The sequence below is a fragment of the Psychrobacter sp. BF1 genome, assembly GCF_019279065.1.
In the GTDB taxonomy this organism is placed as follows: domain Bacteria; phylum Pseudomonadota; class Gammaproteobacteria; order Pseudomonadales; family Moraxellaceae; genus Psychrobacter; species Psychrobacter urativorans.
On the sequence record NZ_JAGYWV010000012.1, the window covers coordinates 49,520 to 73,114 of the forward strand.

A 23,595-nucleotide genomic window follows, 5' to 3' on the forward strand; every position below is an offset into this window, starting at 1 on the left:
ATATAAAGGATTATTATGACCGTGAACACATTAGCCATTATTGGCACTGGTATTATGGGTATGGGAATCGCCCAAATCGCTGCTCAAGCGGGTATTCAAGTGCTCTTGTTTGATGCGAAGGCAGGAGCTGCTGAGCAAGGGCGACAATCTCTTCAAACCATGCTCGAAAAACTAACCGCTAAAGGTAAGTTTACCGATCAACAGCTACAGTCGACTTTAACTAATTTGACTGTAATCGAGGACCTGACCCAAATTGCGAAGGCTGACCTCGTAATCGAAGCAATCATAGAGAATTTAGAAATAAAAAAACAGCTTTTTAAACAGGTGGAAAGTATTGTCTCTGCTAATACGATTTTGGCAACCAATACCTCATCACTAGCGGTAACGGCGATTGCCTCTGATTGCGATCATCCAGAGCGCGTGGCAGGATTTCACTTTTTTAATCCAGTGCCGCTAATGAAAATCGTTGAAGTTATTCCCGGTATCTCCACTAAAGCTTCAGTGGTAGAAACGCTTAAAGAGTTAGCCAAGCGTATCGGACATTTAGGTGTGATAGCGAAAGATACTCCAGGTTTTATTGTCAATCATGGTGGTAGAGCTTATAGCACAGAAGCCTTAAAAATATTAGGCGAGGGGGTCGCAAGTTTCGAGGACATCGATTGCATCTTGCGTGAAGGAGCAGGCTTTCGAATGGGACCATTTGAGCTACTTGATCTCACCGGTATTGATGTGTCCCATCCCGTTATGGAGTCAATCTATAACCAGTTCTATCATGAAGACCGCTATCGCCCCCATCCGCTAACTCGTCAGATGCTAATGGGGAAAAAGCTTGGACGTAAAGTTGGTGAAGGCTTTTACCACTACTCACAAAATAAAAAACAAGACGGTCAAAAACAGACAGCAGATACCTCTAAACAATTACCTTATAAGACAGACTCTAACATCTCGAACATATCAGTTTGGATTGGGGCAGATTTAGCAGAAGACAAGCAACAGCTTGTTAATTACCTAAATGCCAACAATATCACGATTGATAAAAATGACGAACCACAATCTGACAGTTTGGTATTGCTGGCAATCTATGGCGAGGATACCACCAATGCTGCTATTCGCTATCAAGTAAATCCTAAACAAGCAGTCGCCATTGATATGCTGACTGAATTATCTAAGCATCGTACCCTGATGCCAAGTATCGTCACCCAAGATGATTTTGTGGCTCAAGCCTATACTTTATTTGGTAAAGGGTTAGATAACCGCTTAGTTGAAGATAAAGCAACCCCACAGGCAGCTGTTGATGCCACACTCATTACTGAAAGCACCGGCTTTGTGGCGCAACGAGTCATTGCAATGATCGTTAATCTTGGATGTGATATTGCCATGCAAGGTATTGCCACACCAAAGGATATCGATAATGCCGTAAAGCTAGGATTAGGCTATCCGTATGGTCCTATCTCATGGGGCAATGAGCTTGGTGCTCAGCGAATCTTACTTATCCTAGAACGCATTTATGGGTTAACTGGTGATCCACGTTATCGTCCTAGTCCATGGTTACAACGCCGTGCCAAACTAGGCATCTCATTGTTCACTAAGCAGAGCACCTATTCAGGCTAATGACTTAGTTATTTAACCATATTACTAAACCCTATCTTTTAATAAGACAAACTCTCAAAACACAACAAGGAACAGTTATGTTAAACGCCTATATTTATGATGGATTAAGAAGTCCTTTTGGTCGTCACGGTGGAGCATTAGCAACGGTTCGTCCTGATGACTTAATTGCCACAGTGATCAAGACCTTAGTTGCAAAGCACCAATTGCCTAATGATATTTTTGATGAAGTGTTGATCGGTAATACTAATCAAGCTGGTGAGGACTCACGCAATATCGCCCGTAATGCTGCGCTGTTAGCAGGCCTAGATGTCAAAACTCCTGGTCAAACCGTCAACCGTCTATGCGCTTCAGGATTATCGACTATCATTGATGCTGCTCGTAGTATTACTTGTAATGAGGGAGACATCATTTTAGCAGGGGGCGTTGAGTCAATGACCCGAGCACCCTTCGTATTTGCTAAGACCGAGCAGCCTTTTAGCCGTGAATTCAAAGTATTTGATACGACCATTGGCAGTCGCTTCCCCAACCCCATCATCGAAAAACAGTTCGGTAGCGATAGTATGCCGCAAACGGGTGATAACGTTGCTCAAAAATACGGCATTACTCGTGAAGAAGCGGATAAATTTGCAGCGGCATCGCAAGCTAAGTATCAAATGGCAAAACAAGCTGGGTTCTTTGATGATGAAATAACCCCAATTATGGTATCGCAAGGTAGAAAATTACCAGAAAAATCAATATCAGAAGATGAACATCCTCGTGCCAGCTCAACTGTTGAGGCACTACAAAAACTCAAGCCTTTAAATAACGAAGGTGTAGTCACAGCAGGCAACGCATCAGGTATTAATGATGGTGCAGCTGCTCTTATCATTGGCTCAAAGCAAGCAGAGGAAAAGCTAGGTTTTAAGCCTATTGCCAAGATTCTTTCATCCGGTGCTATGGGTGTTGAACCTAATATTATGGGTGTTGGTCCCGTTGAGGCGATTAAGCTGGCATTGAAACGTGCTGACTTGACGCTTGATGATATGTCTATTATTGAAATTAATGAAGCGTTTGCGTCGCAAGTGCTTGGCTGTCTAAAAGGTTTGGATCTTGATTTTGATGACAAACGTGTCAATCCTAATGGTGGAGCGATTGCTATTGGACATCCGCTTGGTGCCTCAGGCGCCAGAATCGCCTTAAGTACCGCTCGAGAACTACAGCGTACAGGTGAGAAATATGCGGTAGTCAGTTTATGCATTGGCATCGGGCAAGGGCTTGCCATGGTGATAGAACGAGTCTAACTCTTTCAATACTTGCACCATAATATTTATTATCAAGGACGACAATAATGACTACGATACTTAATCAACATGAGGACTATCAGCAAGCTCAAGAAGCTTATGGTTTTCCTTTGATTATTAAACAGCTACTAAACCGCGCAAAAATTGCCTCTAAAGAGCAAACCATCAGTTATGCAGATAAGGTTACTTATACCTATGCTGAATTTTTTAAGCGTATTAACCGCCTGGCAAACGTATTAAAAAATATGGGTTTGCAAGCAGGTGATGTGGTTGCTGTTATGGATTGGGACAGTCATCGTTACCTTGAAGCCTATTTTGCAGTACCGATGTCTGGAATGATTCTACAAACCGTCAATGTACGCTTGGCTGAAGATAAAGTGCTCTATACCATCAACCATTCCAAACCTAAAGCTTTGTTATTAAATGCTGAATTTGAGCCAATGGCTAAAAATTATCTTTATGAAGCTCCTTCTATTGAAAAAATTATTTGGCTGGATGACGCTCAATATAGTGAAGAGAATATAAAAACTCAGCAAGCTAGTATGCCAGATTATGTCGAAGGTGAGTACGAAGCAATGTTAGCCGAAGTCAGCGATGAGTTTGATTTTCCCGACTTTGATGAAAATACAATCGCCACGACCTTCTATACCAGTGGCACGACCGGAGATCCAAAAGGCGTCTTTTTTACCCATCGACAAATCGTATTACAAACTCTATCAAGTACGTTGGCATCTGCACTTAGTGCCGAGGGTCAAGGTGCTCGCTACAATGATGTCTATATGCCGATGACGCCCTTATTCCATGTGCATGCATGGTGTTGGCCTTATGGGGCAACCATGATAGGGCTCAAACAAGTATATCCAGGGCGCTATGTATCCGAAGTACTGGTTGACCTGATTGAACGGCACAAAGTGACCCTTTCACATGGCGTGCCAACTATTTTACAAATGTTAATCAAAGAAATGGCAACGCGAGGACGCAAGTTTAATGGTCTTAAGTTATCAGTAGGGGGCTCCAAACTAAATGAAGGTCTGGCTGAAGCCGCTATTGAAAGTGGCATAGAGTTTATCTCGGGGTTTGGAATGTCAGAGTCCTGTCCTGTCCTCGCCAGAATGGCATTCGGTGATCAGACAAATGATATGACGATAACTGAACAGATCAATTATCGTTGTCTTTCTGGCTCACCCATTATGCTCGTTTCAATGGAACTATGGGATGCGAACGGCAAAGCTCTACCTATGGATGGTCAGTCGACAGGGGAGCTTGTGGTTCGAGCGCCTTGGCTAACCCAAAGTTATTTCAAAAATTCAGATGCTGGCGATGAGTTATGGCGCGGTGGTTGGATGCATACCCAAGATATTGCCTGCATTACCGCTGATGGCACTCTAAAAATTACTGATAGGCTCAAAGATGTTATTAAGTCAGGTGGCGAGTGGGTATCCTCGCTTGAAGTCGAAAATATTTTATCCTTTCATCCTTGTGTTGCTGAGGTGGCCGTCATTGGAGTAGCGGACGAAAAGTGGGGTGAACGCCCTCTAGCGTTAGTAGTTCTAAAGCCTGAGCATGTTGATATCAAAGCGGAGGAGATTTTAGCGTTAGGTCACCAAGCAGTTGAAAAAGGCTATTTACCAAAGTATGGCGTCCCAAGTGAAATAAAATTCTTAACAGAAATGCCAAAAACTAGTGTGGGCAAGCTCGATAAGAAAAAAATGCGGATGATGTACGCAGAAAAATTGATTTAATCCGCAAATTCCTATTGATAACGGCAACTCTATAGTCGAATGAGCTTACTAATAAATGAGCTTACTAATAATTGCAATGATTATGCGCATTGCCATGACTGAACGAGGCAACTATGAAAGCTTTAGCAAAATTACCAGAAATACAAGAGACGTTGAATAAAGATAGTGATCATCCTATGCATGGTTTTGCCGTTATTTACTCTCAACAAGTAGAGTGGGGTGATATGGATTCTTTCGGGCATGTCAATAATGTGGTCTATTATACCTATGCCCAAAACGCTCGTATTCACTACAACAGTCAATTAAATTTATTTAATGAAAAGACTTTCTCAGTCATGGCTGCGTCATCCTGTCAATATTTCAAGCCAGTGATCTACCCCGATATCTTGTGGATTGGGGTTCGAATCAAGAAAGTTGGCAATGCCAGCTTGATTCATGAATATACCTATTATAGTACGGCTATGAATACTATTGTCGCTAGCGGTGAGTCAGTATTGGTCTATCTTGACAAAGCCAGTGGACAAAAGAAAAATATCGATGATATGAAAAAAGCCGCAATTAGCGCTTTTGAAAGTGTCAGCTAGAGTAGAAAATACATGTTTTTGTACAAGGAAATCGTACTGGCATTTATGAGTTGAAAAAATAAAGTAGCGATATGAACTTAAAGAGCTTTAAAGGGATTTTTAAATAATACAAGGAATGTATAGATCATGCTTTATATCAAAAATTTGTCTTTTAGTTTAGCGGTTCTTGGCGTATGTACACAGGTACAAGCCATAGATCTGGTCACAAATGGAAGCACTACTCTAAGTATCGGCGGGTATGTTAAAGCTGAGGGTATCTATTATTCTCCAGATAAAGGTGACTCCGAGTTCAAAGGTAGTGCACGGCAGTCTCGTATTAACCTTAAAACTACCAAGCAGGTGGATGCTAAAAAATTAACGGGTTTTATTGAAGGAGATTTTTATGGTAATGCAGCAAATGGCGGTTCAGAATTGCGACTTCGCCACGCTTATGTTCAGATCAATGATTTAACCGTAGGAAAGACATGGAATGGACAGTTTTTGGCTGTCTATCCACTTTTGACTGAACAGCTTGATTTTCGGGGTACGGGGTTGGGAACCATCTCTGGTGGGGGCGCTGATATTCGTCCAGATTTGACGGTGCATTATACTCATAAAGGGCTTCGTTTTACCGCTCAACAACCTGTTTACGAGGAAGCTAACCTGCCTGATATGGTGGTTAGCTACAAAAACAACCTATCCGATCTTAGCTACAACTTAGCAGTTACTGCCCGTGAAACTAAAAACGGAAACGATTCAGATTTAGGCGTCGGTGCTTCTTTAGCGGGTAAACTCAAACTGGGTAATGACTCATTACATGCAAGCGTATTCAACGGTAAAGGGATGGGTGCCTATTCAACAATATGTGTTGGACGAGTGCTTGGGGCGACTGGGTCGTTAGATTGTGATGCTGAAAACGGCGAGCTTGTGTCGCAGACCGGTTTCACTGTAGGATATAGGCATAAATTTACAGAAAAGCTTCTTGGTAACATGCGTTATGGTGAGATTAATGTAGACGATGCAGCTGATACTTCTGTAAATGTAAAAAGTATAAATCTTATCTATAATTATTTACCAGATCTCGATTTTGGCATTGAATGGAGAGATCGAAGCAACAAGACCCTGTCACAAGTAAAAAAAGGTCAGCAAGTTGAAGTAATGGCCAAATACAGTTTCTAACCTAAATCAACTGCGCCTAAAAATTCAAACCCCAAGATTTGCAACACTGCCTAATTAAAGTTCTGAACAGAAAAAGTTGCTAGTGATATATATAATATAAGACATTAAGATCACAATGAATAAGAAACAGCTTAACTAGGCTGGCAAGTGGACTCATGCCAGCTGTTAAGTGTTTGAGTGTACAGCAACTAATAAACAGCTTAGTAAGATATGATAAAACTCGTGTAAAAAAACAGTATCAAAGATTTGGCGCATCAGGTTGCTTTACAGGATCAGCATCATCAAAAGCTTTAAGCGAGCGGCAATGCTCATCAATAGCAACGATATTAGGATAAGGTGTCAAATCTACTTTAAAGCGGCGGGCAGAGGAGACTTGGGGTATTAAATAGCAGTCTGCAAACGTTGGACTGTCGCCGTAGCAAAATTTCCCAGTTGATCTGTTTTCTGCTAATAGTTTCTCTAAAGCCGCAAAGCCCTCAGTCATCCAATGTTGGCACCAGAGCATCACCTCATCTTCGCCAACCGTTAACTCGTTGCGCAGATATTGCAAGATACGACGATTATTAAGGGGATGGATATCACAGCCAATCATAGCGCTAAGTGCTCGTATTTGCATACGCCCTGCAGCATCTTTAGGTAATAGAGGGTTGTGCGTATAAGTCTCCTCTAACCACTCCAAAATAGCAGGGCTTTGATATAGTAGTAAATCATCTGTCTGCAATACAGGCACTAAACCTTGTGGATTAATAGCTTTAAATGCTGTTTCTAACTGTTCATCTTGGGCCAAATTAACCGCGATATAGTCGTAATCCAAACCTTTGAGGTTCATGGCAATACGAGTACGGTAAGAGGTACTACTGCGAAAGTAATTAAAAAGCTTCATCATCATTATTCTCCATTTTGGGCAGGTATCAAACGCTCATCATTATGTATATAATCAGTCACGATCATAAACCTGCTAAACTTAACAAGATGTTATGAGTCGTCACAAGCAGGTTTTAAACCAATATGCTTAAACTGAATGCTTAGACTGATAAGCGGAAAAGTAAAATCTGGCTTATTTCAACTGTCAGATATAAGCATCAAGTCGTACCTTCATTTAACTGAGTAAAAAACAGGCAACTGAGCAAATAATGTCATCATCAGATAACGCTTCAACCTTAAGTAATCCTTTAACATCGAACAAGAGTCAAGGTGGTGTACAGTCCCTTGAGATTGGGTTATCGATATTAGATGTACTCATCGCCTATAACGAGCCTATGATGCTAAAAGCCATAGCTCAAGAGATGCAGATGCATCCAGCCAAATCGCATCGTTACTTGGTTAGCCTGATTCGTAAAGGCTATGCTCGTCAGCTCGATGATGGACGCTATGGGCTAGGCGAACGGATTAACGCTCTAGGCCAGACAAGTGTCGACCAAAACAACATCTTGCAGCGCTTGACTACGATGGCCAATGACATTAAAGAGGCTCTAAACTGCGGGGTACAAATTGCCAAGTGGTTTAGTGAAGGCCCTATTATTATTCAGTCCGTTGAACCAGATAGCCCAATCAGTATTATTACGCGTATCGGCTCACGTATGCCGCTTACAACTTCTGCCACAGGTCAGTTGTTTGCCAGCTATCAACCAGAGGCGATCATCAAACCATTAGTAATGGCAGAGTGGCAAGGGGAATCTGCTACCGTCAGCAGCGCTGAAATATTGGCTAAGTGGCTGCACTTTAAGCAGCTACAAGCTGATGTTCGCACCCAAGGTTATGCGACGGTCACCGGTGACATGCTAATAGGTATTAACGCTATTACTATTCCAGTATTATTGCCGAAATCGACTAACAATAAAGATGGCGCTACAGAGGCCCTTGTCAAAGATTTGCCATTAGACTATGCCATTACTATTATTGGTACTTCAGAGCAGCTGCCTATGAGTAAGCAGCATGAAGTGGCGGATAAAGTACGGGCGATAGCTCAACGCTATCAAATTGCTTAGCGAATATTGTGTTTAAAGGTTAAGGATTTAAAATTTAACTTTTGCTTTTTACCTTCTGTTATTCTCCAACAGGAAAATGCTCTTTTGCTTGGGTAAGTTCTTCGGCATGCAAAAAGTGCGTATGGGCAGGGGCACGTTTGGTCCGCGTCCATTCATCGAGCATATCTTGCTTGATTTCTTCAGTAATCATCGAGACTTTTTCTTCTGAAGTAATATCATCGTAGGTCAGTTCCATACGATGACCATTAGGATCGAAGAAATAAATAGAATGGAAGATACCATGATTGGTAACTCCGATAACGTCAATACCGCCGTCCTCTAGATGCTTCTTAGCAGTCATTAAAGTATCACGGTCTTTTACTTTCATCGCTAAATGCTGCACCCAGTCTGGAGTATTAGGATCAAAGCCCATCTCAGGTTGATTAGGCACTTCAAAAAATGCCAATACGTTGCCATTACCAGCATCTAAAAACACATGCATATAAGGATCAAAGGCTTTGGTCGAAGGCACATGGTCTTCAGCAAATGCCAAAATAAAGTCCATATTTAGGTGCTTTTTGTACCATTCGACGGTTTCTTTGGCGTCTTTGCAACGATAAGCAACGTGATGGATTTGTTCTATTTTAAAGGTCATTATCAATATCCTTTTGATAAATAATCAACAGAGTGCAGTTACAGCAACCGTAGGTTTATAATAATAAAAATACAGTGGCTGCTTCGCTTGCTTGAACTGCAATTTATAAAAATTTATTTATAAAGTAGAGCAGGGTTTTAAATTTATATTAGAGCCCTGCTTAGTCTGAAAAATTAAACTCTAAAGCGGGTAATACAGTACCGCGTACCTCACCGAAGCCCACACGAATGCCATCCTTCTCAGAATAACCTTTCATAATCACAGTGTCGCCATCTTCGATAAAGCTACGTGTCTCACCATTATTAAGTTTAACTGGTTTGGTTGCGTTCCAAGCCAGCTCCAGCATTGAGCCGAACGTATCTGGCGTTGGCCCTGAAATAGTACCAGAACCCATCATGTCACCAACTTCTACTTTGCAACCAGAGATGGTGTGATGCGTCAGCTGCTGAGTCATCGACCAATACATATATTTAAAGTTACTCTTACAGATAACAGTTGCGGTATCAGCGTCTGCAGTTAACAGCTCTACTGATAAGTTAATATCAAAGCTGTTATCGCCAGCTTTCTCACGTAAATAGGCTAACGGCTGTGGATCTTGAGTAGGAATTGAGGTTTTAAAAGGTTGTAGAGCGTCTAAAGTGACAATCCAAGGTGAAATCTCAGACGCAAAAGTTTTGGCGTTAAACGGACCTAAGGGTACGTATTCCCATTTTTGAATGTCACGAGCTGACCAATCGTTAAATAACACCATGCCAAAGATATGATCCCAGGCGTTTTCAATGGCGATAGGCTGACCGATTTTGTTAGGCTTCCCAACGATAAAAGCGGTCTCAAGCTCGAAGTCTAGGCGCTTACAAGGTGAGAAGATAGGACGCTCATCAGGACTGGGTTTTAGCTGACCTGAGGGACGGATAATATCGGTACCGCTAACGATGACAGTGCTGGCGCGACCGTTGTAAGCAACAGGCATCTCTTTCCAGTTGGGCAATAAGGCATTGTCAGGATCACGGAACATGGTGCCAACATTGGTGGCATGTTCTTTAGAAGAATAAAAGTCAGTATAGCCAGGTACGCGTACTGGCAAATGCAGGGTGACGTCTGCTTGCTTGAACAGTGCCTTGCTCATTAAGTCTTGATTGTCACTTAAGGCTTTGCTGCCGGTACAGAGTAGGGTTTGGATAGTTTTACGAGCTTTTGTCCAGTTGTTGCGACCAGATTCAATAAAGGGATTTAGCGTAGGCTGATCAAAATAGGGGCCACCTTCTAGGGTCAGTAGACCTTCAGTTTCAACAACTGATAAGTCCAATACTTGATCGCCAATGGCCACACCAGCACGGCGTTCGCCGTCTTCGGTTTCACTAAAGATGCCGTAAGGAAGGTTATGAATTGAGAAATCAGAATCGCTAGCGATATCGATAAATGAAGTGAGGTTTTTGTCAATCGTTGACATGAAATGCTCCTTGCTAAATGTTTATAAGTGGCTTAATTAATATAATATTTGCTTAGTCTGTATTATAACAATCAGCTCAATAAATTACGCTATGTTTAACTACTTACGAATAATGTAATTTATAACCAAGCATATTGCAAGGAGTTTTGGTAACTTAGCTGCTCTGTCATTCGATCTGTAATTCGATCTATAGTTCGCTCTGTACTTCGCTCTGTAATTCGATCTGTGGTTAGCGGTATGGTTTGCTATCGGGCTGGTATAAATCAGTGTTTTTTCTTTTGCGCATTAGTCTTTGAGGACTTCTACTATCGCATTAGCACCATAGTCAATATTACTGACATTGAGTCCGGCCACACATATGTGTGAGCTAGCTATTAGCTACTAGGTCGCTACTAAGTAGCTAATAGGCAGAAACCCTGTAGATGCCAAGCTCTGTTTGTAGGCGTTGGGCTTGCTCAGGCGTCAGTCCGGTAAAGCTAACCCTGCCGTTTTGTTGAGTGATATATAATAAATCCACGCACCAGTTATAGAGTAGACTGCGGTTAATATTGTGCTCAAGCTATTTGATGGGGCTGCTAATGTTGAAATAGTTACCAGCACTCTTAAAAGGGTATTTAATCCTATTAATTAACAAAAAAAGCGCTACTTAATTTAATAAGTAACGCCTTTTTTGTTGATTAGTGATCCTGATAACTTAGAACTGGTACTGTAAACCTACTTGTACCGCACTTTGTTTATTATCACGAGCAAAGGTAGTATCGCCATTTAAATAAGCATGTACTTTTTTATGGACCTTACTGCTCACGCTTAGACCCAAACGACCGTAGCTGTCATCATTATCTAACTGACCGATCTTGACATCGCGTCTTTGGCCGTCAGCTAAAGAAGTGGTTGTCAAACTATCAAGCATGCCATCCTCAATAACATTGACGTATGCAAGCTTACCTTGAAGCTTAGTAGGAGCACCTTTGAAATTGAAATTATACTGCATTTGATAGCCAAGCTCAGTATCGAACGCATCACTAGAGGTACTATTAACGGTTAAAGCAGTACGAGAATCAACGGCACCCGTGTTATAACCGTCAATATCTACTTTGCTGTAGTTAAGAGCTAAAAAAGCGCCGTGTTTAACCTTTTCGTTCATCAAGAAATTATAACCTAGTTCGTTATAGGCACTGAATACGTCAGCATCGGCACGGTCTTGATGGCTGTTGTTAATGATATTAATACCATCATGGGTGTCAAGTTTTACCGTTCTGTTGGTATCTAAGTTGTGCTTAGAATAGTTCAGCGAGGTGGTGTTCCACCAAGCAGAGTTCTTATTGCCAAGTAGAGAGTAGGCTTGGACGCCGTAGTTTGTATCTGTCTTGATACCGTTATCAATATCACTATTGTACTGATTGGCAGCTTGCAAACCTAAACCGACACGCCAGTTTGGATTGGAGGCATATTCACCGTAAACACCCACTTGGGCGCGGTGACCATTATCTATGTCATCTGCATCAACATAGCTTTGGGAACCGTCGACCCAAAAATTCATACCTGATTCAGATGGCTCAGATGTAGTTAATGCTACAGAGTTAGCGCGTTCAACTATCGCAGAATGCGAACCAGTTGCCGCTTCTTTCAACTGTAATCCCATCATATTTTGGAGATTGATAGCGCTTTTGTTCGATTGAATGATGTCGGCATTGGTCTGCTCAACAAGCAGACGAGTGATAATACGAGAGTAGTCTGCCATTCTTTGAGAGATATGATCTTTCCCAAAGGCTTCTGTGAGGTAATTCTCATTATCCTTACTAGGGTCATGCCAAGTATAGCCATCTTCTATTTTTGGGTTATCAGTCTGGGTATAGCCATCTAAGTCGTCACCAAGCTCCCAGTTTGTTGACTCAAAACCAACCACTTGCATTAGGCCATCAAACGAGTCTTGATCACTACAGCAACCAACGCCAGCGGGACGATAAGGCTTAGTTTGGCCTTCTGGGATAAGACCTGGATTCATTTTTAATTCTATGCCAAGCTCTTTAGCGATACGATGAGCATTATCACGTAAAGTGGTATTTTCAGGGACAGCGTTACCGTTTTTATCGTAGGAGTTACGACCTGAGTGCGCGTACATAAAGTCGCCAGTGATTAGACTATCTAGGTTGACCATACCCAATGCAGATGCTTTTTGCCCATCAGTCAAGTCGCGGGCAAACGCTTTAGAGCCTTTAAGACCGTCTTCCTCAGCACCAAAAGCGATAAATTGTAAATTATGCTCTAAATCAATACCACTAAGGTTCTTGGTTAACTCTGCTAACACACCAGAACCTGATGCATTATCATCAAGTGCTTCAAGCGTTTTGTAATTAGGATATGCGATTGCAGAATCGTAATGAGCGCCGACATATAAAGTTTTGTCAGTAGTGCCTTTTTGGGTAACTACCACGTTATGACTGGTAATATCTTGATCTTTAAAGATACCGCGTGTTGGCTTCACTTTAAAAGGGCGTATCTCAGCTTGATTGTCGCTAGCATTGCTGATAGTCATGCGATCTTGCATGTACTTAGCAGCCTCTAATTCCATATCGCCGCCTGTATACCTGCCAGCATGCTCACGAATAAGCGTATAGGCAGTTTCCTCTCCATAAGCACCGTATTTAGCATCAGCATTGATAGCGCTAATTTGAGCAGTTGCTTGTGAGCTTGCAAGCATAGTGAGTGCGGCAATAACTGAAAGCGTAAGTGGGGATAATTTAATAGTCAAAATTACATCTCCAAGACTCATAAAGTGTTTTAGTTGAGAGAAAAGTAAAAGATATAATTACTGATATTAAAATACTTTACAAGCGCTATTTTTACATTTTGAAATATTTCTGTAAGTTAATACCCATTCTATCGCCATGGTATTTGAAGACAAGATGGAGTGCAATCTTAGCGTTAAATATGATGTCAATAAAGGATTGCATAGGCGGCTTCTAACATTCTTCAACGGCCTCAAAGCCGTTATCACGTGGGCGACAACTTAAGGTTCAAGCCCCACTAAGGAATGGCATTATTACACTGTACGGAGCATATGTTCCTGAGCATGGTTATATTAAAAACTCGAAAGTAAGACACTTGTTTCACTATTTAAAATACCCTCGACCTCTCGCACTTGACGTAGCACTTCATCAAACTCACTTAGAGTTGGCGTGTTTATTTCAGCAATAAGGTCCCAAGCCCCATTTGTGGTGTGCAACTTTACTAGTTCTGGTATGCCTCGTAGTTTTCTGATGACTTGAGAGGTGGAGTGTCCAGATATTTCGATCATCATAAGAGCTTTTACAGTTCTTTGATCTAAAGTTTCGTTCACTCGAATAGTAAAGCCAAGAATCGCACCGTTAGATATCAGTCTATCGATCCGATTTTGTATCGTTGCACGAGATACTTTTAGCCTTTGGGCAAGATGTGAAATAGTCGCTCGACCATCTCCTCTCAACTCTGAGATAAGCTCACTATCCAAATTATCGTAAATATATCTTCTCATCAGATTTCTTACCTACTGTGCGTTGTGTTTATCAAAATGTACAGTGTGCGTTAGCAAAATGCAAAATAATTGTGCTTATTTAGTAATTTTTTTGCATTTTAACCAACACTCAGCCTTGCTAAGATATTTAACATCGTTCACAAAAACCGTCTAGGAGTAAAATATGTCGAATTTTATCGTATCGCCCAAGGAAGGAGTTCCATTCGTTAGTGTACAAGCGATGGCTAAAATGATTCATGATTATGGCATTGAGCAATGTATTACCGATCTAGTAGATGCTTTAGAGCAAGACTTCCTTCGTTGGGAGCAATTTGAAAAGTCTTCTCGCTTTGCTTCGCATTCCAAAAACGGTGTCATAGAGTTAATGCCAGTAAGTGATGGAGATATGTTTGCTTGTAAATATGTAAATGGTCATCCCATTAATACCAAACGCAATCTACAGACCGTGGCGGCTATGGGTATCTTGTCTGATGTTGAAACCGGATATCCTATTTTGCTTACAGAAATGTGTATCCTTACGGCATTACGTACTGCTGCTACATCCGCTATGTTGGCCAAACATTGTGCGCCAAAAGGTGCTAAAACATTGGCATTAATAGGAAACGGAGCGCAGTCTGAATTCCAAGCATTAGGTATGAAAGCCATAATAGGTATCTGCGAAGTTCGTTTGTATGATATTGATTCAGCGGCATCGCAGAAAACGGCTCATAACCTTTCAGACTCAGGTTTGAAAGTCATTGTTTGTCGCACATTAGAGGAAGCTGTTTTAGGTGCAGACATCATCACTACTTGTACAGCTGACAAAACAAATGCCATTATTTTACGAGACGATATAATCGAAAAAGGTGTTTATATTAATGCGATAGGCGGTGATTGTCCGGGCAAGACAGAGCTGGATAGCAATATATTAATGCGAGCAGATCATGTGATTGTGGAGTTTGAACCTCAGACACGCATTGAAGGTGAGATTCAAAAATTATCAAGCGACTTCCCTGTGACTGAATTCCATCGCATCTTGAAAGGCGAAGTACCAGCTCGAAAGTCAGCTGATGATCTGGTAGTGTTTGATGGCGTTGGTTTTGCATCAGAAGACTTTACCGCTTTAGTCTTTTTACGAGACTTAATCAAAGAGCAACAAGGATATGAAATTTTAGATTTGATACCTCAGCAAGCTGACCCTAAAAATCTATATTCGGTAGTGAAAGAACCTAGCATAGTAACCAATGAAGCGATGGCTGTGTCGTAACCATATAAAAAAAGATGAATGTAATTTTAAACTCAAACTATGTAAAAATTTATTTTCTTTAATAGAGACAAAATAATGACTGATTTGATGAAAAACATAACAATAGTAGAAGTTTATTCAGATATTGCAGGATATAAAAAAGGCGCCTCTCTAGGTATCGAGGCATTAAAAGCGTCATCAAAAGAACTCAATGCAAATTATTTTGAAAAATTGCAACTCGAAAGTATTGAAGATGATAGTAATCATGAAGGAGAGTCACAATTTTTGCATGCAAAATATGCTGATGTGATTGAACCGATCATATCTAAGCTAGCCCATAAAGTGAAAGATATAAGAAATCAGAATAAGTTTCCAATTATCTTAGCTGGAGATCATTCTAGTTGTGCAGGAACTATGCATGGTCTTAAGATGGCGCACCCTAATTCTGAAATTGGTGTGGTTTATATAGATGCCCATGCTGATTTTCATTCACCCTATACCAGTGGGTCAGGGAATATGCATGGGATGCCTTTGGCAATGGCTTGTGCCATTGATAATTTGGAATGTAAGCGCAATGAGCTCTCCGAAAAAGAAAAACAGTACTGGGAGAAATTAAAGTTTCTAGCTTCTGATGAACCATCAATCAAACCGGAGAATATAGTTTTTTGTGCCGTTAGAGATTACCAAGAAGAGGAGATGGCCTTAATTAAAAAACATAAAATCCCCTTATATTCAGTTGCTGAAATAACTCAAAAAGGCATTAGTTCTACAGTAGAGGAAATCTTCAAAAAACTGGAATACTGTGATCATATTTATGTCTCATTCGATGTTGATAGTGTTGATCCTTTATATGTTCCAGGAACAGGCACTCCTGCAAAGAATGGCCTTTCCTATGAGCAAGCAATGCAACTCAATATAGAATTAATTAAAAATGAGAAAGTATGCTGTTGGGAAATGGCAGAAATTAATCCTCTTTATAATAATTCAAAAGACGATTCGACTAGAATATTTAAAATTTTAGAAAAAGTTACTCAGTCTCTTTTAAATAATTATTAGTAAAAAACACCTAAAATGGAGCTAAAACATCCAACATAAAAATTTATTATATAAATTTTTATGTTGGTTAAAAAGGGACTGCGAGTAAAATAATATGGATATTAAATTAAATACCTCGGATCAAGTGGTTAGCAGTGCGAATACTAATATAAGTATAAAACAGTTTTTAAAATTTTTTATACCCTCTATGCTGGGTTTAATCATTTTTATACTTCCCATTCCCTATGTAGATGGTAAGTTTGTATCCTATACAGAAGGATTTGCCATTCCTATATCTGTCATGAAGGATTATATACAAGGTTATATGAGTGACTTTTTGCCACTATTGGTGGTAATTTCGATTATGGTTACTCTGGTTTTTACCTTATATACCAAAATCATGAAACCTTCGTTTATTTTAAATAATAAATTTTTAAATAATTTACTTAATGTCACAATGCCTTGGGTTACGCTCAGAATACTAGGGGCGTTTTTTGTTATAGTGACCTATTTTAAATATTCTTATGAAGTAATATATTCAGATAGTAGTGGCGGGTTAGTACTCTATGAGTTAATGCCAATACTTTTTATTGTGTTTTTTTTAGCTGGATTATTGCTACCGCTACTACTTGATTTTGGCTTATTAGAGTTTGTTGGGGTCTTATTAAGTAAAGTAATGCGACCGTTATTCGGTTTGCCAGGTAGATCATCTGTAGATTGCTTAGCATCATGGTTAGGTGATGGCACTATTGGCGTATTATTGACTGATAAACAATTGCAGGGTGGCTTCTATACTAAAAAAGAAGCGGCAGTTATTGCTACTAGTTTTTCCGCAGTTTCGATTACATTTTGTTTAGTAGTAATTTCTCAGGTTAAGCTGGAAAATTACTTTATCAATATGATTGGGGTAGTCGCGTTATGTGGCATTGTTTGTGCTTTTATATTACCAAAATTGTTCCCTTTATCTAAAATTGAAAATACCTATATAGTAGAAAATGATGATAAGGATCATGAAACTATTCCTGAAGGTAAAACATTATTTACCTACAGCTTACATAAAGCGGTGCAAAAAGCTGATGATAGTCCAAGCTTTTCTTCTTTCTTAAAAGATGGATCAAAAAATGTTTTGGATATGTGGATTGGAATATTACCTATAGTTATGGCAATTGGCACTATGGGATTGATTGTTGCAGAAGAAACCCCAGTATTTGATTACTTAGGCATGCCATTTATTCCATTGCTAGAGTTATTAAATATACCTTTTGCGCAAGAAATGTCAAAAACCATCATGGTGGGTTTTGCAGATATGTTTTTACCTGCTATCATCGGCTCTTCAATAGAATCAGAGTTAACTCGATTTGTAATAGCTTGCTTGTCAGTTTCTCAACTGATCTATATGTCAGAAGTAGGCGGATTGATTTTAGGAACAAAAATTCCAGTTAGCTTTTTTCAGTTATTAATAATATTTTTATTAAGAACCATTATTTCATTACCGATTATTGCATTATGTGCTCATATTATTTTTTGATAATATCAAACCTTAAATTTATCTTTGTAACACAATTCTTTTTAATGGGATTTTCTTAAAGTTATCGGCACTATATGTGGACAGAAAATTAATAGCAAAAACCACCTTTATAGGTGGTTTTTGCTATTAAGATTAAGCTGTTTGTAAGACTATCGTTTTGCAAAGCCAGTTGCCCTTTTGAGCGTAATACGCTCATTAACTGCTCAATGCAGAGGCACTGATGATCTATAGCTTAGCAGAGCAAAGAGTAAACAAGGCTGTTCTACCTTAGCGTTTTAAGAAAGCTGATCTTGTCATGCAATCTGACACTATTCGTGGCTTTGTTATAGTAACAGTAAGTGCCTACTTCGACATCAGCGTCTATTTTTAAGGGGCCAAAGCCGCCAAAAAGGCTTAGACCCGTTTGATTATTCACTCAGCGTTAGATTCTCCTACAAGCATTACTTCGCTTATTTAGCTCTTAAGGTATGCTTTAAATCCCTCTCAAAAACTCTGTAAATCATTGAAATAGCTGTGAAAATAGGTTTGTAAAAACTGTTTAAAGACAATGCTAGCAGGCGACAGCCCTCGAGATGAGCGCTGATAGATAAAGAATCGGCGCATTTTAACAGGTTGTGCTAGCGGCCGCATTTGTAACCCATTGGCGCTCACCCAATCGATAACCTCAGGCATATAGGGTAGGCATAAGGTGATGCCAAAGCCTTGGCGAGTCATCTCAAGGGCTGTGGACATAAAGTTCACTTTATAGCGCGCTTGCTGTATGTGATTAGCAACGGCTTCCTCCAGTTCCGCCGTTACTTGCTCGTTAATGGGACCATTTAGAGTAATCAGTGGAGTACCTAGGAGCTGCTGCCAAGTGATCTCGCTTTGCTTAGCCAGTTCATGATCATCAGGCATCACCACACAAAATGGCAACTGATATAACAAGTCGGCGCTGATGTCATCGTCCGCCTCCATATAACTGAGCTCTACGCCTACGCCCAAATCTACCTCAATGTTCTGAATGTACTCCAGCACATTCTCTGCTGAGCAATCTAATAATGACACGCTAATGTCAGGGTACGCTTTAGTAAATTGCGCCACCACTGCCGGCATGGATGAGGCGGCAAATTGTGATACCGCCAAACGTACTTGACCTTGTGCCAGGCTGGTCAAGCTGCTCGCTTCATTGACAAACAAGTGCATTTCGTTGAGGACTCTACGAGCTTGTGGCAGCAGATTTCGCCCCACCGTAGATAACGACAGCTGCCGAGTAGTGCGATCAAACAATACGATCTCAAGGTTGCTCTCTAATTCTTTAATCAATCCGCTGACTGCAGACTGGGTCAAATGCATCTGCTCACTGGCACGAGTGAAGCTGCCGTTGTCAGCGACTTTGATAAATGCATCTAACTGACGAATACTCACATTCATAAGGAAACCTGATAAATAAATCATTAAATACAATTAGTCTTATAAATCAAGCTAATCTAATATAAATGCATCGTCAATAAGAATTATTGATTACCGCTATTTTTTAGCATTATATTTTTATCGTTTTTATACCACCAATTGAAATTAAGGATAATGACAATGGCAGATTTATTTGAAAACCCAATGGGACTAAACGGGTTTGATTTTGTTGAATTCGCCTCACCTAAACCTGAAGCGGTATCCGCACTTTTTGAGCAGCTGGGCTTTGCTCATGTTGCCAATCATAGATCTAAAGATGTCGCTCTATACCGTCAAGGTGACATTAACCTCATACTAAACCGTGAACCCAAGAGCCCAGCCAGCTATTTTGTTGAAGAGCATGGAGCAGGGGCGACTAGCATGGGATTTCGCGTTAAAGATGCCAAGAAAGCTTACGAGTTAGCGATTGAGAACGGTGCCCAGCCAGTAGACGTACCAACTGGGGTAATGGAGCTTAGACTACCAGCTATCAAAGGTATCGGCGGCTCACTTATCTATTTGATTGATCGTTTTGAAGACGGTAAATCTATTTATGACGTCGATTTTGAGTTTCTTCCAGAAGTAGACAAGTACCCTGTGGGTCATGGTTTTAAAGTTATCGATCATCTCACGCACAACGTTTACCGTGGTCGCATGGCTTACTGGGCAAGCTTTTATGAGCGCATATTTAATTTCCGCGAAATTCGATTTTTTGATATCAAAGGTGAACATACCGGCTTGACTAGTAAAGCAATGACTGCTCCTGATGGCAAGATTCGTATTCCACTAAATGAAGAATCTAAGCAAGGCGGTGGACAAATAGAAGAGTATTTGATGCACTTTAATGGTGAAGGTATTCAGCATATTGCCTTAGCAAGTGATGATTTATTTGCCAGTATCGATAAACTTAGAGCGGCAGGTATTCCGTTAATGACTGCGCCAATAGATACTTATTATAAAATGCTTGATGAGCGTTTACCGGGTCATGGTGAGAATATCTCTGACCTACAGATGCGTGGTATCTTGCTAGATGGGACAACAGAAGGCGGTACACCGCGTCTGCTACTACAAATTTTCTCTGAGACCATTTTGGGTAGCCCCGTATTCTTTGAATTCATCCAGCGTAAAGGTGATTATGAAGATGGCTTCGGTGAAGGTAACTTTAAGGCGCTATTTGAATCGATAGAACGGGATCAAATTAGCCGCGGAGTTATTAGTGAAGTTGAAAGCACTACAGAGATCTAAACAGTAATACAGTAAATAGATCAGTAAGTAACCGGCAGGACAGCAAGGATTTTGTCCTGCCACTATGAATAGCAAGGTATCTTTATTGAGATTCCAGCAATCGAACATCAACAATAAGACAGCATTCATAAAATGTTGCTAATAAACAACCAGTCATAAATAACTGTAAAAATTTAAGATAACAATGAGTTCAATATAAAACTACCACCAATAACTCTAGTGAACACATTAGCATCAATACCTGTAGCGAGGATAGCACGGTACCAACTATAGTGAACTGACTTCAGAAGGACAGTAGGCATGGAACGCACAGCTTCTAATATTCAAAGCCCCAATTCTAATAATGGCAAGACTAACAGCACCAAGACTAGCAGCGACCAAATTAATAATGAAAAGCAACCCTATATATCACATCAAATTGATGTCAATGGTCACATTGATTATAGTGACGACGAACACGCCATATGGCAAACGCTGCTTGAGGGTCAAGCCAAGCAAATACCCAATCGCGCCTGCTCAGAGTATCTAATAGGGCTGGACAAACTAAACCTCCCTACCACCCAAATCCCACAACTTTATGATATCGACGCGGTACTACAAGACGCCACAGGTTGGCAGACTGCCGCTGTGCCTGCATTGATTAGCTTCGGTAAGTTTTTTAAACTCTTAGCAAATAAACGCTTTCCGGTAGCCACCTTTATCCGACGCTCTGAGGATATGAATTATATTGAAGAGCCTGATATTTTCCATGAAATCGTAGGCCACTGTCCACTGCTTACTCATCCTGCTTTTGCCGCCTTTAACGAGACTTATGGCAAGCTGGGGTTGAATGCTAGTAAAGAAGAGCGCATGTGTCTGGCGCGGTTGTACTGGTTTACCATTGAGTTTGGCTTGGTCGGGCAGAGCGGTGACCAAGGTAAGGCGTCGCGTAGGATTTATGGCGGCGGTATATTAAGCTCACCCTCTGAGACCATATATGCGCTAAGCGATGAGCCCCAACATCAACCAGAGTGCCGAGAGTTTGATTTGCTTGATGTCTTACGCACCCCTTATCGTATAGATCAAATTCAGCCTATTTACTATGCTATTGATCATCTAGACACTTTATTTGACATCGTCGATAGTGACATCATGAGTGTGGTCAAAAAAGCCTTGTCACTAGGTCTATTTGAGCCTACCTACCCAACAAAGAAGGCCTAGATAGTTTATTGGATAGATCAAACCATTTAATAAATTAGATCAGCTTAAATTAAAACAATCTAGCATAATCCAAAATAATTATAGGAGAATACCATGACCGAGTTATCACAATCTAGCTGTGAAGTCTGCCGTATCGGTGCACCAACAGTCAGCGCTGCAGAGGCAAGCGAGCTGTTACAACAGATTCCTGATTGGTCTTTGATTAATGTTGATGGCATCAATCAATTACAGCGTGAATATAAGTTCAAGAACTTCGTTAAGGCTATGGCATTTGCCAATCAACTGGCAGAGGTTGCCGAAGCGCAAGGGCATCACCCTGGAATTTTGGTGGAATGGGGCAAGGTTACCGTTACTTGGTGGTCGCACAGTATCAAAGGCCTACATAGTAATGACTTTATCATGGCAGCAAAAACCGACAAGTTGCTCGATAAATAACAACAACTCAATAAAACCTTTTAAAAATCTAAATCAAATTGGCAACATAAGGATGTGTTATGCCTCCACAAGTACTTACCGAGCTATCTGCTAAGGTAGCCTTTATCGTTGCTAGCGTTGTCATCGCGATTATGGGGGTTACCATGATCGGCTTTGGCTGGGTGCCACACCTATCATTGATGCTAGCTATTGCTGTCTTGCTAGCCCTAGGTATGTTCAAGGGCTTGAGCTTTGAGAAGATGCAGGAGCAGATGTCCTCAGGCGTCTCCAGTGGTATCGGTGCGATTTATCTATTGTTCTTTATTGGCTTGCTGGTCGCCGCTCTTATGATGTCAGGCGCTATTCCCACCATTATGTACTATGGTTTTGAGCTAATATCTCCGCAGTATTATTATATCTCCGCCTTTGTCTTGACCTCTATTATTGGGGTGGCGCTGGGCAGTAGTTTGACCACGGCAGCGACGATAGGTGTGGCCTTTATTGGGATGAGTAATGCCTTTGATGCCAACGTCGCTATTGCTGCAGGTGCTATAGTCTCAGGCGCATTCTTTGCTGATAAAATGTCCCCATTATCAGATACTTGTACCCTTGCTTCTTCTGTTGTGGGCATTGATTTGTTTGAGCATATTAGTAATATGATGTATACCACGGTACCTGCGTGGCTCATTACTGCGGGGCTGTTTTGGTTCTTCTCTGGGCAGGCGGGTAGCGGCGATTTAGCTCAAGTTACCCTGTTGCAGTCGCAGCTGCTTGATAGCGGCTTAGTACATGCTTATTCAGTACTACCATTTGTTGTATTGATGGTGTTAGCGTTATGCCGAGTAAATGCTATCTATACCATCATTTACACCATCGCTAGCGCTTTAATCATTACCTACTTTCATAGCACCCCTAGTATTGGACAATTAGGCAGCTACATGTTTAACGGCTATACTCCTGCCGAAAGCTTAGAGCTAGGCGAAGTCGGTGGCATGATCTCACGCGGTGGTATGCAGAGCATGTTCTTTACCCAGACTATTGTTATCTTGGCATTAAGTTTAGGTGGGCTGCTAAGCGCATTGGGTATCTTGCCGGCGCTCCTGTTAGGTATCAAAGATATGCTGACCACCTCAGGGCGTGCTATCTTTGCCGCCTCTATGGCAGCTTTAAGTATCAACGTCCTAATCGGGGAGCAGTATTTAAGTATCTTGTTATCAGGTACCGCTTTTCGCCCTACCTTTGAGCGCTTGAACCTGCATCCTAAAAATTTATCACGCACCATTGAAGATGCCGGTACTGTTATCAATCCTTTGGTACCTTGGAGTGTGTGTGGGGTGTTTATCAGCCAAGCTTTAGGCGTACCAGTGCTTGAGTATCTACCTTATGCATTCTTCTGTTATTTATCGCTACTACTGACGATATTATTTGGCTTTACTGGGTTTACTATTACTAAGATAGATCCAATAAAACAGCAAGTTAATGCTTTATAACGGTTAATCTTTTACCTTACTAAACCTGTCTTATTAAAATGTCACTCTCATCAAAAGAGCGGTATT

Annotated in this window: 19 protein-coding genes and 1 pseudogene; 13 read left to right on the forward strand and 7 right to left on the reverse strand. The window is 40.9% G+C overall.

The features are described 5' to 3' along the window. Window positions 1-9 precede the first annotated feature (9 nt). From KZA12_RS12475 to KZA12_RS12495, 5 genes are all read left to right on the forward strand, one after another. Complete coding sequence (locus KZA12_RS12475; protein ID WP_218690474.1) at window positions 10-1,611, forward strand: 3-hydroxyacyl-CoA dehydrogenase; 1,602 nt, start codon at window positions 10-12, stop codon at window positions 1,609-1,611. 77 nt (window positions 1,612-1,688) lie between these two features. Then, window positions 1,689-2,891, forward strand: coding sequence for a 3-oxoadipyl-CoA thiolase (locus KZA12_RS12480; RefSeq protein ID WP_218690442.1), 1,203 nt, complete (start codon window positions 1,689-1,691; stop codon window positions 2,889-2,891). A 47-nt stretch (window positions 2,892-2,938) separates the two neighbouring features. After that, complete coding sequence (locus KZA12_RS12485) at window positions 2,939-4,633, forward strand: fatty acid--CoA ligase (protein ID WP_201623925.1); 1,695 nt, start codon at window positions 2,939-2,941, stop codon at window positions 4,631-4,633. A gap of 113 nt (window positions 4,634-4,746) precedes the next feature. Then, on the forward strand, window positions 4,747-5,217 hold the full coding sequence (locus KZA12_RS12490) for a thioesterase family protein (protein WP_201623923.1): 471 nt from the start codon (window positions 4,747-4,749) through the stop codon (window positions 5,215-5,217). 126 nt (window positions 5,218-5,343) lie between these two features. Further along, window positions 5,344-6,375 (forward strand): hypothetical protein, encoded by a 1,032-nt coding sequence (locus KZA12_RS12495; protein ID WP_218690443.1) that lies wholly within the window; start codon window positions 5,344-5,346, stop codon window positions 6,373-6,375. A 238-nt stretch (window positions 6,376-6,613) separates the two neighbouring features. On the opposite strand, the gene maiA is transcribed toward KZA12_RS12495, so the two are convergent. Continuing rightward, on the reverse strand, window positions 6,614-7,261 hold the full coding sequence (gene maiA / locus KZA12_RS12500; protein ID WP_218690475.1) for a maleylacetoacetate isomerase: 648 nt from the start codon (window positions 7,259-7,261) through the stop codon (window positions 6,614-6,616). Window positions 7,262-7,508: 247 nt separating this feature from the next. Between maiA and KZA12_RS12505 the strand changes: the two genes are divergently transcribed. Beyond that, complete coding sequence (locus tag KZA12_RS12505) at window positions 7,509-8,363, forward strand: IclR family transcriptional regulator (RefSeq protein ID WP_218690444.1); 855 nt, start codon at window positions 7,509-7,511, stop codon at window positions 8,361-8,363. A 58-nt stretch (window positions 8,364-8,421) separates the two neighbouring features. On the opposite strand, the gene KZA12_RS12510 is transcribed toward KZA12_RS12505, so the two are convergent. The 5 genes and pseudogenes from KZA12_RS12510 to KZA12_RS12525 all read right to left on the reverse strand — a co-directional run bounded on the left by KZA12_RS12510 (window position 8,422) and on the right by KZA12_RS12525 (window position 13,961). Further along, window positions 8,422-8,997, reverse strand: coding sequence for a VOC family protein (locus KZA12_RS12510; protein ID WP_201623917.1), 576 nt, complete (start codon window positions 8,995-8,997; stop codon window positions 8,422-8,424). Between the two features lie 160 nt (window positions 8,998-9,157). Next, window positions 9,158-10,447: a fumarylacetoacetase gene (gene fahA / locus KZA12_RS12515; RefSeq protein WP_218690445.1), complete on the reverse strand. Its 1,290-nt coding sequence runs from the start codon at window positions 10,445-10,447 to the stop codon at window positions 9,158-9,160. Between the two features lie 285 nt (window positions 10,448-10,732). Continuing rightward, window positions 10,733-10,952, reverse strand: a pseudogene (locus KZA12_RS14945) (hypothetical protein); the annotation flags it as partial. A 189-nt stretch (window positions 10,953-11,141) separates the two neighbouring features. Further along, entirely contained in the window at window positions 11,142-13,199 is a 2,058-nt protein-coding gene (locus tag KZA12_RS12520; protein ID WP_218690446.1) for an autotransporter domain-containing protein, read from the reverse strand. 330 nt (window positions 13,200-13,529) lie between these two features. Further along, window positions 13,530-13,961: an Lrp/AsnC family transcriptional regulator gene (locus tag KZA12_RS12525; RefSeq protein WP_201623911.1), complete on the reverse strand. Its 432-nt coding sequence runs from the start codon at window positions 13,959-13,961 to the stop codon at window positions 13,530-13,532. Between the two features lie 163 nt (window positions 13,962-14,124). Between KZA12_RS12525 and KZA12_RS12530 the strand changes: the two genes are divergently transcribed. From KZA12_RS12530 to KZA12_RS12540, 3 genes are all read left to right on the forward strand, one after another. Continuing rightward, window positions 14,125-15,207, forward strand: coding sequence for an ornithine cyclodeaminase (locus KZA12_RS12530; protein WP_218690447.1), 1,083 nt, complete (start codon window positions 14,125-14,127; stop codon window positions 15,205-15,207). 75 nt (window positions 15,208-15,282) lie between these two features. Continuing rightward, on the forward strand, window positions 15,283-16,242 hold the full coding sequence (locus KZA12_RS12535; protein ID WP_218690448.1) for an arginase: 960 nt from the start codon (window positions 15,283-15,285) through the stop codon (window positions 16,240-16,242). 94 nt (window positions 16,243-16,336) lie between these two features. Further along, window positions 16,337-17,749, forward strand: coding sequence for a YjiH family protein (locus KZA12_RS12540; protein WP_218690449.1), 1,413 nt, complete (start codon window positions 16,337-16,339; stop codon window positions 17,747-17,749). A gap of 483 nt (window positions 17,750-18,232) precedes the next feature. Here the strand turns inward: KZA12_RS12540 and KZA12_RS12545 are convergent, their stop codons facing one another. Next, window positions 18,233-19,162: a LysR family transcriptional regulator gene (locus KZA12_RS12545; protein ID WP_201623903.1), complete on the reverse strand. Its 930-nt coding sequence runs from the start codon at window positions 19,160-19,162 to the stop codon at window positions 18,233-18,235. Window positions 19,163-19,321: 159 nt separating this feature from the next. Here KZA12_RS12545 and hppD point away from each other — a divergent pair, with 159 nt between their 5' ends. The 4 genes from hppD (at window position 19,322) to nhaC (ending at window position 23,529) form a co-directional block, all read left to right on the forward strand. Then, window positions 19,322-20,425: a 4-hydroxyphenylpyruvate dioxygenase gene (gene hppD, locus KZA12_RS12550; protein ID WP_218690450.1), complete on the forward strand. Its 1,104-nt coding sequence runs from the start codon at window positions 19,322-19,324 to the stop codon at window positions 20,423-20,425. 300 nt (window positions 20,426-20,725) lie between these two features. After that, the gene (gene phhA / locus KZA12_RS12555; protein ID WP_218690451.1) at window positions 20,726-21,625 is read left to right on the forward strand and encodes a phenylalanine 4-monooxygenase; all 900 of its coding nucleotides are present in this window, start codon (window positions 20,726-20,728) and stop codon (window positions 21,623-21,625) included. 93 nt (window positions 21,626-21,718) lie between these two features. Further along, window positions 21,719-22,060, forward strand: coding sequence for a 4a-hydroxytetrahydrobiopterin dehydratase (locus KZA12_RS12560; RefSeq protein ID WP_201623897.1), 342 nt, complete (start codon window positions 21,719-21,721; stop codon window positions 22,058-22,060). 59 nt (window positions 22,061-22,119) lie between these two features. Next, window positions 22,120-23,529: a Na+/H+ antiporter NhaC gene (nhaC, locus tag KZA12_RS12565; RefSeq protein ID WP_218690452.1), complete on the forward strand. Its 1,410-nt coding sequence runs from the start codon at window positions 22,120-22,122 to the stop codon at window positions 23,527-23,529. Window positions 23,530-23,595 lie beyond the last annotated feature (66 nt).